This window comes from Roseovarius ramblicola (genome assembly GCF_042430665.1).
Classification (GTDB): Bacteria; Pseudomonadota; Alphaproteobacteria; order Rhodobacterales; family Rhodobacteraceae; genus Roseovarius; species Roseovarius ramblicola.
Genome location: NZ_JBHMEC010000038.1, coordinates 45,431 through 57,794, shown reverse-complemented (window position 1 = coordinate 57,794; position 12,364 = coordinate 45,431). Strand labels below are relative to the sequence as shown.

The following is a 12,364-nucleotide window of genomic DNA, read 5'->3' as shown; positions in this document are numbered from 1 at the left end:
CGATCAGCAGGTGCAAAGAGTAGCTTGATTTACGCCAGATCCTGTCCAAGAGACGGGGAGTAGCTCAGCAAACGATCCGTCCAGGCGAGGGACGTGAACTGCCTGCCCTGATCGGTGTTCATGATCTCGGGCGAGCCGAGCTTGTGGATGGCCTCGTTCAGCGCTTCGACACAGAAGTCGGCCTCCAGTGTATTCGAGATGCGCCAAGCCAAGACTTTTCGAGTGTGCCAGTCCATGATCGCGACGAGGTACAGGAACCCTGACTGGCTTTGTACCTAACGAAGCACGACGACACTGCATTTGGCATGGCGGACGACCCGCGCTGCAGTCGATCCGAGCAGGAGGCCCGAGAGGCCCTCACGGTGGGAAGCCACGACGATGCAGTCCACGCCGTGCTTGCGTGCCCAGGTCAGGACCGTGTTGGTCGGATGTCCCGACACGACATGCGTCTCGATACGGTCCGAGGGCATCGCTGTCTTCAGCGCCTTTTCAAACCGCTCGATGCTCTCCTGGATCTGTTCTTTCGGAAAGTAGGAACCGACATAAGAGGGCAGTTCCTCCACCACCGAAAGGACGACAATTCGACCGTCCTCGGCAAGAAGGCGCTGCGCGGCGGCTATCTGGTCCCGGCAATCATTGATGTGATCCGGTGCGATGGGGACGAGAATATTCTTGTACATTCAAACCTCCAGCTTACTTCAGGATGCCTGGCAGCCAGGTTGCGATTTGCGGAAACAGGAAGATCAGCGTCAGGCCGATGAACTGCAGCGCCACGAACGGGCCGACGGAATTGTAGACATCTCCCATACTGACATCGCGGGGCAGCACCCCCTTGATCCAGAACAGGACGAACCCGAACGGGGGTGTCAGATAGGCGATCTGGATATTGACGATGAACAGCGCCCCGAACCACAGCTTGTCGATCCCGAGGGCATCGACGATGGGAATGAAAAGCGGCGTGCAGAGCATGATGATGGCCCAGTCGTCCATAACCATGCCCAGAACCAGGATGATCAGCATCATCATCAACAGGATGCCGGTGCTGCCGCCGGGCATGGCAAGCACCAGATCGGTCAGCAGGTCCTGACTGCCCATCGTGTTGAAGACATTGAGATAGACGGTCGCCCCGATGAGAATCCATAATCCCATGCCGCTCAGCTTGAGTGTGGAGACCAGCGAATCCTTCAACACCTTCCAGGTCAGCTTGCCGTATATCAGGTTGATCAGAAATGCCCCGGCGGCCCCGAAAGCCGCAGCCTCGGCCGGCGTCGCCACCCCGCCCCAGATCACGCCGAGCACGATGGCGATCAGCACCGCGAAAGGCCAGATGCTGAGCATCGCGCCGAGTTTTTCCTGACGGGTGAATTTCTTGTCGCTCGGCAATGCCGGCCCCAATTCGGGCTGAAGCCTGCAGCGGACGCCGATATAGATCGTGTAGAACGCCGCAAGCATCAGCCCGGGCACGACGCCCGCCATGAAGAGGTCGCCGATCGAGACCTTGGCAAGCAGTCCGTAAAAAATGAACGGAACGCTCGGCGGGATCAGCGCGCCCAGGGCCCCGCCAGCGGCGATCGAGCCTATCGCGATGCGGCGGTCGTATTTGTAGCGCATCATCGAAGGATAGGCGATCTGGCCCATGGTCGTTGTGGCAGGCGGGGTGATCCCGGTCACCGCGGCGAACACCGTGCAGACCTGGACCGTCCCCATGGCCAGCCCGCCATGGATATGGCCGATCAGCTTGTAGACCGCGTCATAAGCAGCTTCGGCGATCCCGGAAAACCGTATGAGTGACCCCATGAACAGGAACAGGGGCACCGTCACCAGAACCGAGTTCCAGGGCGTCGAATAGAACGCGCTCGGCACCGAAAGGAGGGCGCGCGGCTCCAGCAGGAGTGCAAACAACGCGGCCGTGCCACCCAGCCCGAATGCAACAGGGAGCCCCATGAATAGGATCACGAACAGAACAATGAAATACAGCGCGGTAATGAGTTCGAGGCTCATGTTTCATTCTTTCCTTGCTCAAAACGTCCCGTGCCCCTCCGGTCGCGTGTGTTCGCAAAACGGTCTGGTGCCTGATTGAGGGAAACCGGGACGGACTGCGCTTCACCACGGCCAGGCGTCGCAGGGCCAGCCGGATCGCGCCTCTGGCCCGGCTGCCGGGCCAGAGACTTGTTTCAGCGTGCGGTCACGCGTCGTTATTGCGCGTTTTCCTTGTCTTCGAGGAACCGCTTGAAGATCTCGACGCCCTTCGCGTTGCCTTCGGAGGCGTCTGCGATCTGCGGCCAGACTTGCTCGATCGCGACATCGCGCATACGTGCGACTTCCTCGTCGCTCATCTCGATCACCTCGCCGCCGGCATCGCGCAGAATCTGCAGGGCTTCATCCACACCTTTCGCGTGCATCCTGCTGGTTTCGAAATAGGTTTCCTTGAACACGCCGTTTATCTGCTCGCGCTGCCAATCCGTGAGATCGTTCCAGCTCTGGAGATTGATGTATATCTCTTGATGCTGCGCGGGGTTCCAGCCGGGCATGATCGCGTAATCGACCACCTCGTGGAACGACATGTCATCGATGCCGCCGGTGTCCCAGTAGGTGCCTTCGATCGTGCCAAGCTTGATCGCCGTGTAGATTTCACCGGCGTTCATCGAGACAGGAGAGCCGCCGACCGTCGAATGGAAGATCGCCTGCGGACCGCCTGCACGCATCTTGCGCCCTTCGAGATCCTCGATCTTCTCGACCCGGAATTTCGTGAACATCGCGTTCGGGCCCTGATTGGTCCAGCCGCCCCAGTACAGATTGCGCGCGTTTGCCGCCTCCTGCACGATGTCGCCGACGCGATAGTCGGGGTTGCCCCACATCACCTCCCAGGCTTCCTCGGTGCTGTTTGCGCCCATCGCGAGACCAAAGGCCAGCATGCCTTCGGGCATGTCGCCGCCATAGACCGATCCCCAGCCTGCATAGCCGTCGGTCACACCTGCGGCAGCCGCGCCGAAGGCTTCGGAGCCGCTGACCAGCGCACCGGCAGGTTCGACCCGGATTTTCACGGTGCCTTCCGTCGCTTCTTCGACGGCTTCGACCCAAGGAATCACGCCGTTGTCCCAACCGGCATCCGTCTGGTCGAACGCAGGCTGGAACGTCCACTCGGTGACCTCATCAGGCGGCCCGTCCTGCGCCGCGGCCACGCTCGCAACGAGAGCCATGGCCCCCGCCCAAAGGGCTGCTTTTCCAAATTCGTTCATCTTCATGACACGTCCTCCTTGCTGATGGTCAATTCATTTTTTGTTGGCCCCGGAACCGGCGATGCCGTGCCGAAGGCAGATCGTTCAGCCGCGTCCAAGCAGTGTTGAGAGGTTGCGGATCAGGTGTTTCACAAAAACCAGAAGCACCAGCCCCCCGGTGACGGGGATTACAAATTTGATTGGATAGATCGGGATCGGAATGGATGTCGGAGTGTGTTGATTGAGCATCAGCGAAAGCGAGGCAGCCACGTAGCCCTTCCAGATCAGGATGACCAGGAACAGGATCGCGAAAGGCGCCGTCAGAACATCCAGGAGCGCCTGCTTGCGGCTGCTCGCATTGGCATAGAAAAGATCGAGTTTGACGAAGCTGTCGTGCTGGAGCGCATAGACACCACCGGCGCAGGCCAGCAGGACCATCGCCGCCTGCAAGGTTGTTCCGATCCACTGAGACGGCGCGTTGAGCGCATACCGCATGAAGACGTCCGTCACGCCAAACACCATGCAGTAGAGTATAAGGAACCAGCCAACGCGGCCCATTATTTCCGATATCGCGTGGGTGATCCACTCAAGCGCGCGTATCACCATTTTGCACACCCGGTCTGGCTCACGTCCGTCTCCGTCCCTGAAGGCTTCACCTGACGGTGGAGAGGAGTACCGCCTGTCGTGCCCAAGCGCTCCGGTGCGCGAGATGCACAGACCTCGTCACCGGTCGCCTCAAGGAACCTAATCGTTTCGCACCGCCCCGGACTCATGCGAGCCATCCCTCCGCAGTCAACGTATTCAAGTGTTTGAGAGGTGCCGCGGACTGTCACGGACCGCTCTCGCCTCCGTGCAGGAAACGACATGGCCAGCGGCGGAGAAAGCTACAGATGACGGTTAACAGGGGTACAGATTGCAATGATAACCGCCCCTGCCTTGCGTGTGTGACCCGCCGGCGCGCACCACAGGCAGCCCGGTGCACGATTTGTCCGTCCCGGCAGCCACGCCGCCGAGGGGGCATCCGGACGGAACCGACACGACCCGGCCCCGAAGCGTACCTGCCGGGAACAAAACCGATTGCGAAGCAGCAAGATGCAACGCATCGGTCCCGACGAGTTGGACCGTTGTGGCGGGGGCAGGGCGCACGGCACGACGGGGCGTGCCCGCAATGTCAGGCCCCAGTCCGTCTCGCGCCGGTGCGGTGCCATCAAGACCGGCGAGCGAATCTGTCCCCTTGCCTGCCCTGAACTGTACCTGTCCCGGAGCCCGTGTATCGCATTACCAATGAGTCAGTATGCACGGCAGCCGCGTCAAGGTCGTCTTGGGGCGGGACGCGTCCCCGAGCATGAGATGCGAAGCTATGGAGGCCCCAATGCACCCTATCGGTCACTTTATGTCGAACCAGCCATGGTCGGGCACATCCGACCGTACCGGCGAGATACGCAACCCCGCGACCGGCGCGGTCACCGGACGGGTCTCGCTGGCGAGCAAGGCGGATGTGGATGCCATCGTTGACACCGCCGCGGCGGCGTTGCCCGGATGGGCGGCCACCCCCCCGGCCAGGCGCGCCACTGTAATGTTCGAGTTCCGCGACCTGCTCAAGACGCACACCGACGAGCTGGCGGAGCTGCTGTCAGCGGAACATGGCAAGACCCTCCCAGATGCCAGGGGAGAGATCGCCCGCGGAATAGAGGTGGTTGAGTTCGCCTGCGGCATCCCCCAGCTCCTCAAGGGGGAATATTCCGAAGCTGTGGCCCAGAATGTCGACAGCTTCAGTGTGCGGCAACCAGTCGGCGTCGTTGCCGGGATCACCCCGTTCAACTTTCCAGCCATGGTGCCGCTGTGGATGTACCCTGTGGCTATCGCCTGCGGGAACACCTTTGTACTCAAGCCCTCCGAAAAGGACCCGGGCGTCGTCATGCGCATCGCCGAACTGCTGGCGCAGGCGGGCGTGCCTGACGGTGTCTTCAATGTGGTGAACGGCGACAAGGAGGCCGTGGACACCCTTCTCGACAATCCCCGGATTGAAGCTGTCAGCTTTGTCGGCTCCACACCGATCGGCCACTACATCTATTCGCGCGGTACAGCCAACGGCAAACGCGTGCAGGCTTTGTGCGGCGCGAAGAACCACATGGTCATCATGCCCGACGCCGATATGGATCAGGTGGCCGACGCGTTGATCGGATCGGCCTACGGTTCCGCCGGGGAACGCTGCATGGCGGTGTCCGTCGCGGTTCCGGTGGGGGAGCAAACCGCCGACCGTCTGGTCGGGGCGCTCGAGCCCCGGATCCGCGCCCTGAAGATCGCGCCTTATACCGACCCCGGGTCCGAACTGGGACCAGTCATCTCGAAGCAAAGTTATGACAAGATACACAACCTTATCGCGGATGGTATCGACCAAGGGGCGAACCTCGTGGTCGATGGCCGCGAGATCGCTCTGCAGGGTTACGAGGAGGGGTATTTCATCGGTGGCTGCCTGTTCGACAACGTGACCACGGACATGTCCATCTACCGGGAAGAGATTTTTGGTCCCGTCCTCTCGGTCGTGCGTGCCGCAGATTACGAAACCGCCGTAGGGATGATCAACGACCACGAATACGGCAACGGCACGGCCATTTTTACCCGCGACGGCGATGCAGCGCGCGATTTCTGGGCGCGGGTCCGCATCGGGATGGTCGGGGTGAACGTGCCCATTCCGGTGCCGGTCGCGTATCATTCGTTCGGGGGGTGGAAGCGTTCGCTATTTGGCGATCATCATATCCACGGCATGGAAGGCGTCCGGTTTTACACGCGGCTCAAGACCATGACCACGCGCTGGCCCTCGGGCATCCGCACCGGGGCGGAGTTCAATTTCACGGGCGGCAAGGACGTGTGAGAACACGTCCGGCCACGGAAGCGGCACCATCATTTCTCCCATGGTGCCGCTTCCATCTTCGGGTGACTCGGACGCTGCCGGCCTTGGGCCTGGACATACGCAGGGAATGGCCAGCGGGCGGGCCTTGCGAAAGCCCCGCCCAAGGGGTGATGCAATCCAATAGCTGAAATTCGGATAGTACTTGTCCATACTCGACGGAGCATCAGACGCCGGAGCTATGGGATATGACGCAACGTTTGACCATTGACAGGACATCGTCCAGCGGACTACGCGACCAGATTGTCTCGCAGATTTCGCGATTGATTTTTCAGGGGCTCATGCCGCCCGGGCTCAAGCTCGCGTCATGCAGGGAGCTTGCCAGGGAACTCGCTATCTCGATCAACACGGTCGTCTCCGCGTATCGGAAACTCGAGGAGGAGCAGCTCATCGAGGCCCGGCCCCGCTCCGGGTATTTCGTCACATCCGAACGGGGTATGCGCGTGGACGCCGCGAAACCGGAATGTTCCAGGGCAAGGCGTCGCGCACCAATCGGAGACAAGATCAACACGCTGCGGCGCGCGGACGATATCGACACGATTTTCCGGCCGCAGGATTGGCACGCCTATGACTATCCGTTTGTCTGCAACCAGATTGATGAGAGCAGTTTCCCGGTGTCGGAATGGCGCGAATGCACCCGGCTGGCCATGAACCGCAAGGACCTCAAGATCTGGTCTGCAGACGGGTCTTATTCGGATAGCGTTGAGCTGATCGAACAGGTGGGCCAGCGGATCCTGCCGCGCCGCGGAATCTTCGAACCCAGCAGGTCCATTCTGATCACGCTCGGCTCTCAGAACGGGCTGTTCATCACAAGCCTGTTGTTTGGCGGGCGTGATCGTATCGCGGCCACGGAGGACCCCGGCTATCCCGACGCCCGCAAGATTCTGCGTTCGAATTTCGGGGCTTTGCGATCTCAGCCCGTGGATGAACAGGGAATGGTCGTCGACGAACGGCTGCGCGATGTCGACTTGGTTTTCGTGACACCCAACCGTCAGTTTCCGACGACCGTCACGATGTCCGAACGTCGTCGCCACGAGCTTCTGGAGGCGGCGCAGGAGTATGATTTCTACATTGTCGAGGACGATTACGAGTGCGACGTCGATTACCGGCATTCCACCCCCCTGCCGCTTCACAGTCTCGATACGACGGGCCGTCTGATCTACCTCGGCAGCCTGTCCAAGGGCCTCTCGCCCGGTCTGCGGTTGGGTTACATGACGGCCCCTGCGGAATTCATCGCCTCCGCCCGCGATTGCCGGGGCATGATGCTCCGCCACCCGCCGATGATACTGCAACAGACGGCGGCCCTGTTTATCCGCCTCGGCTACTACGATGGATTGCTTCGGAGGGTTCGCGATGAGTACCAGCAACGCTGGCACCTGGCTCGATCCGTCCTCGCCGAAAAACTGCCCGGCCTACTCAGATCCGGAGAGTTCGGTGGCACGAACTTCGTCATGGCAAGTGAACATGCTCGTCTGGATGCCACGACGATCAGCCGTGCCGCCCGGAAGAGAGGCGTCATCGTGGAGCCGCTCGCTCCCTGCTTTGCCGACAAGGCACAAGGCAAGAAGTTCTTTCGCCTTGGCGTTTCATCGATCCACCGGGATCTGATCGAAGAGGGCATAGACGCCTTGTGCGCGGCAATTGGAGATCTGGAACGGGCCGTTGATGGATAACGGCGGGATGACTGTTCGCTCCCCTGAGGCGCAGAGCGCGGTCGCTGACTGCGCGCAGGTCAACTGTGGCGTCGCCAAGAGCACCTTCGAGAAGCTGGCAAACGTAGCCAAGGGCGGCCCCCGCCCTGTCAGATCACCGGGCCATCTACGATGCGGACTCTACGGGGAGCAGGTCACGTAGCACCACGCCTCCCGCCTCAAACGCAAAGATCGCCCCGATGGGCGCTATGGCGTTGATATTGCGTGTTTTTTTGGTTGCGGGAGGGCGCCTTGGACTTTGTTTGCCAATCGAAGCGTATGGGATACGTTTATTCCCATAGACTGGGTGGAAGACGCTCAGATTTTTCTTTTCAATTGACTATCACTCGGACCAGGTTGCTCGCGAACGACCCAGTCGCCGTATGATGCCCTGATTGCTCCCTTCTTCGAAACGAGCAGTCAGAACACTTGGAGCAGGGTCAATCATATTACGCTTGAGCATAACGACTCGCTCAAAATCAGGTGTAAGTACCCACACTGTACCGTCTTCCGCGATCTCTACTCTGTAAGCTCGGCCGGGAACCGGATCAATCTGCCGCGAGGCCGTATCAATATTCCTACGCCATTCCCTGGATGTCCAACGCTGGCTGGTGCGGTTGAGCATTTCGGCCCGAAACTGAGCCCAAATTGACGCCGTCTCCGGCGTCGGCCAATCACCCGCATCTGTGAGGGCGGCGATCTGGTTGGTTTCGAGCCAAGCAACTAAATCCTCAGTGTCCAGGACCACAGGGTTCTGGTCGTTAATGGCAGCGATTGCCGCCGCCCTCGAAGGAAGGCCCGCCCGCACTAGCAGCGCCATCATGTAGCGGGGCAAGCCGGTTTCGAGACACGCGGCGGCTGTCCCGGCAATGGTCTCCGGTTGCCATCCGAGCGCGACACGTCTGGTGCGCAGTGCTTCAAGCGCCCAGACGAGCCGGTAGGTGAACACGTCCTCGATGAAGCGCATATTGTCCGGGCCTATGTCGCGCACTGGCGTACCGGAAAGCCACGCAGCGAGAACATTGCGCCAGTTGGGTGGAAGAGGATCGTCCGGGACAAAGGGACGAATAGCGAGCATGCGCTCGGCGAGGTTAGTAAGCGAGGCAAGAAGCATCTCGGCGTCGCCACCTAATGCCGCTTCGTCAGCGTGATCGAGCAGAACGGCAAGTTCGTCGGCCATTTCGTCGAGCGTCAGACCAGCTTCAAGACCGACTCCCATTGCAAAATGGCCACGCCGCTGGTTGGCGGTAGTCTCAGACCAGATCAGCCCCGACCGCGCCTTGAACAAGTTAAGCTGGCGCTCACGAAGGTCGTCCTCGCGACGGGCAAGCTGCCGCGCCCAGAGTGACCCATTCAAAGCTTCGTCGATCAGCCGCGGCAAGTCCTCGTCGCCAGCGTCAAGCGCCTCCACCAAACCAAATATCGCGTTGTCAAGCTTCTCAAGCAGAAGTTCGAAGGGCTCATCATCCTCTTCATCGACGTGAATGTCCCATGCATCGCGGTTATTCGCGAGATATTCGAAGGCGTCTGCGCGGTTCAGCGCTCCGCCCCGCGCAAGCCGGTTAAGGATTTCGCTGGCAATTTGAATGAGCCCGCTTTCAAGCGTCCTTGCCCTTGATGCATTCACAAGATTGCGCCATGCCAGCCTGCGCCAGCGCAGCGGCTCGTACATAACATGAATGACAAGCCCTTCGAGATCGACGAAAGCGCGCCCGGCCCGGCCGGCAACGTTCGCAAATTCTTCCCCTGTCAACGGCGCTCCTGCTCGATACAGATTCGGTACTAGCAGGACTGCTGCATTAAGATTGAGCCCCTGCGCCAAAGTCGGCGAGGCAACCGTCACCGTCAAAACACCATCGCTAAGCAGGCGCTCCACCTCGCGAAGGAAAGGGTTAGGAAGGCGCGCATGGTGAATGGCGACACCCAGGGCAAGGCACTGTACAGCAGGATGTTCCGCACCAAGCCATTCGGCCCCAACCGATCTGGCGCGCTCTATCGCGTCCCCGTCGTCAAGGAGCGGGATAAGGAACCCTCGCCTGGCAAGATCAACAATCTTTCGGGCGTAGCTCTCGGCATGATCCCGCTGCGTACAGAAAACGAGGGTCCGCTTGCCTTCTCCGGCAAATGTCCATGCCGCGGCCATAGTCAGTTCGAAGTTGTCTTTCGGGAAGGGCGTCCGCCGGGGATGGATGGGCGGCTGCTGTTTCACAAAATCCTGTATGAACGGGCCGTCGTCATCGAGATCGAAGGTAAGGCGTGCTCCCTGTCCGCCCCAAGCTAACGTCCCGAACCGTTGGCGCGTCGGACGCCAGCCGGATTTCACCGCCTCGCCTTCGGCGTCGCTCCGCACCCATCTAGTGAGATCGTCGAGCTGCTCCCCATCAGGCAGGATTGCCGAAAGACAGACGATGCGACGATCGTCAGCATCCTGACGGCGCAGAAGTCTTTGCACCAAAATCTCGTAGCGAAGTTCCCGCTCGCTCGGCCCTATTAGATGCCCTTCGTCAAGCACGATCAGACCGACATCGTCGATCAACTGCGGATCACTTCTGAGGGCAAAATCCAACTTTTCAGGCGTAGCGATTACAATCTCCCGCGACCGCAGCGCGTCCTGGTCACCCGGCATCGCTCCGCTCGCGCCATAGAGCGAGGAGACCGAGAAACCAAGCGGACCAAAAGTTTTGCGAAATGAACGCTCGGTTTGTGCTGACAGCGCCCTGAGCGGTGTCACGAGCAGCACCCGTTTCTCCGCGCTCAGCGACATGAGGGAACAGATTTCTGCGACGCGAGTCTTTCCAGCGCTGGTTGGAAGAGCCACCACTAGGTCGTCGGTCAAATCGGTCGCCCGACGGGCAGCACCGATCTGCGATGGCCAGAGTTCCACCTCCGCCGTCTTCCTTGCGTAAAGCGAGGCAAGAAACATCTCTCGAAGCTCTGCATAGCCATCCGCACCATCGGGCCCGACTTCCGGGAGCACCTGATGGAGGCTGTTGGCCCATAAATCATCGATCAGATTCAGAGCGACGCGGATGATCCACCATAGCGGAACGGCACCGACGTGATTGGCGACGCGTAAAGCGCCGCGGAGCGTTTTATGGGCCTCTTCGTGCATCGCGGCATCACCCGTCAGCAGGGCAAACTCGAAGAATGCAAACGCCCGATAAACTGCTGTCGTCAGGATAACCGAAAAGACTTCATCCGTTTCGCCTTGGCCGTCCTGCAATGCGGTTTGAAGAGCGCCGTCGCTATGGGCTGGATCGCGAAGCCACGTTTCGGCCTCGCCACGCAGAGCTCCAAGATCACTGAGCAGAAGGCGCATGATGGCGCGCTCCGCAGGCGCAAGGTTCGCTTCTTCCTCGGCCTGTGCCATGAGCGAGAATGACATCGCCGCGTATCCAGCAAGATGATAGGAAGCGGCGCCCATCACGCGCAGAAACCCACGCTGTGGCATTGTAGGCGAACCATTGCGGACAAGCGCCTCGAAAACGTTGCCTGCCGTCAAAAACCCTTCGCGCCAGACTGTGGCATCGCCTTCCCGCCTCTCACGGAGTGCCAGCGACGCCCTGAGCAGCGAGAAACCGTATTCGGAAAGGTCGGTTTCAAGGCTCGCCGCAAAGGCCGGAGCACCTTCGGGAAGCTGTCCATTCCGACGAATGATTGCGCGGGCCTCTCCCCGTGCGAGGAGCCGTCCCCGAATGTTGGGCTGCCCAATGGCGCCGATGAATTCTTGCAGCTCCTCAGTCGTTTCCAAGATTCTCGGCCTCTTCGTAAACCCAGGCTATGAAGGCCTGGTGGTCGTTGATCCTCAGGTTCACGGAAACATGACCGTGTGCATCTTCAGCCCCGTCGAGGTCGGTTTCGAGATCGGCGATCCGGTCGTTGCCTGTCAGGGTAAACAATCCATGCGTAACATCGCGGGCCTTTATGGTGCCCCGGCCAATAGCATTTCGAATCTGGCGGCCAAGCGCCTCATCTTCTTCTCCCCCTTCAAGCAACCTGTCGGAAACGAACAAGAGCGAGATCGGGGTTGGACGCCCTTGATCGTCGTTCAGCCGGGTTCGAGCGGTCGTGATCACTGCCGCGCCCATTGCCTGCCCGCTTTTGGCCTCGCCCTTCAAATAGGAGAGGCGTCCCTCCAATTCCTCTATGCCGAGGAAATCATCGCCACGCAGCGCCATTTCACGCCCGTCCTTGTAGCGCAGTCGGCGGACGGGCATGCGGAAACCTGTCTGGTGTTCCATGAATTCCGTAGCAAGAATTTCGCCAACTTCACCCGAGCGCGTTCTTGCATCAGTTGGCAGGCGCTCTCGTAGAATCGCAGCGGCACCTGGAAAGCCCAGCTCGGCGATATCGTCCGCAATGCGTCGTGGGTCGTCGTAGTGAGCGCGCACACGCTCGATGAGATCGACTTGGACAACAGCCCTGCCGCCTTCCTTCTCAGCTAGCACATAGAGGCGTTTTCGCTCTCCGTGTTCAGCCTCCTCGATGTCCAGCCAATCTTCAATCATCAATACACACTACTTGAATTCCTTCGCACATCGATC

At 60.2% G+C, this 12,364-nt stretch carries 8 protein-coding genes and 1 pseudogene; 2 read left to right on the top strand and 7 right to left on the bottom strand.

Features of this window, described 5'->3' with window-relative positions:
• Positions 1-38 precede the first annotated feature (38 nt).
• From ACFFU4_RS18170 to ACFFU4_RS18150, 5 genes and pseudogenes are all read right to left on the bottom strand, one after another.
• Positions 39-260: pseudogene (locus tag ACFFU4_RS18170) on the bottom strand (DDE-type integrase/transposase/recombinase); the annotation flags it as partial.
• Positions 261-275: 15 nt separating this feature from the next.
• Positions 276-680 (bottom strand): universal stress protein, encoded by a 405-nt coding sequence (locus ACFFU4_RS18165; RefSeq protein ID WP_377071313.1) that lies wholly within the window; start codon positions 678-680, stop codon positions 276-278.
• Positions 681-693: 13 nt separating this feature from the next.
• On the bottom strand, positions 694-2,001 hold the full coding sequence (locus ACFFU4_RS18160) for a TRAP transporter large permease (RefSeq protein WP_377071312.1): 1,308 nt from the start codon (positions 1,999-2,001) through the stop codon (positions 694-696).
• A gap of 194 nt (positions 2,002-2,195) precedes the next feature.
• A complete protein-coding gene (locus tag ACFFU4_RS18155; RefSeq protein ID WP_377071311.1) occupies positions 2,196-3,245 on the bottom strand; it encodes a TRAP transporter substrate-binding protein in 1,050 nt (349 codons plus the stop codon).
• 78 nt (positions 3,246-3,323) lie between these two features.
• On the bottom strand, positions 3,324-3,740 hold the full coding sequence (locus tag ACFFU4_RS18150; RefSeq protein WP_377071317.1) for a TRAP transporter small permease subunit: 417 nt from the start codon (positions 3,738-3,740) through the stop codon (positions 3,324-3,326).
• A gap of 850 nt (positions 3,741-4,590) precedes the next feature.
• Between ACFFU4_RS18150 and ACFFU4_RS18145 the strand changes: the two genes are divergently transcribed.
• Together ACFFU4_RS18145 and pdxR are read left to right on the top strand one after the other, a co-directional pair.
• Positions 4,591-6,093: a CoA-acylating methylmalonate-semialdehyde dehydrogenase gene (locus tag ACFFU4_RS18145; RefSeq protein ID WP_377071310.1), complete on the top strand. Its 1,503-nt coding sequence runs from the start codon at positions 4,591-4,593 to the stop codon at positions 6,091-6,093.
• A gap of 224 nt (positions 6,094-6,317) precedes the next feature.
• Positions 6,318-7,802: a MocR-like pyridoxine biosynthesis transcription factor PdxR gene (gene pdxR, locus ACFFU4_RS18140; RefSeq protein WP_377071309.1), complete on the top strand. Its 1,485-nt coding sequence runs from the start codon at positions 6,318-6,320 to the stop codon at positions 7,800-7,802.
• 361 nt (positions 7,803-8,163) lie between these two features.
• Here the strand turns inward: pdxR and ACFFU4_RS18135 are convergent, their stop codons facing one another.
• Positions 8,164-11,571, bottom strand: coding sequence for a DEAD/DEAH box helicase (locus ACFFU4_RS18135; RefSeq protein ID WP_377071308.1), 3,408 nt, complete (start codon positions 11,569-11,571; stop codon positions 8,164-8,166).
• On the bottom strand, positions 11,558-12,328 hold the full coding sequence (locus ACFFU4_RS18130; RefSeq protein ID WP_377071316.1) for a Hachiman antiphage defense system protein HamA: 771 nt from the start codon (positions 12,326-12,328) through the stop codon (positions 11,558-11,560). The genes ACFFU4_RS18135 and ACFFU4_RS18130 overlap by 14 nt, the downstream gene beginning before the upstream one ends.
• Positions 12,329-12,364: the final 36 nt, after the last annotated feature.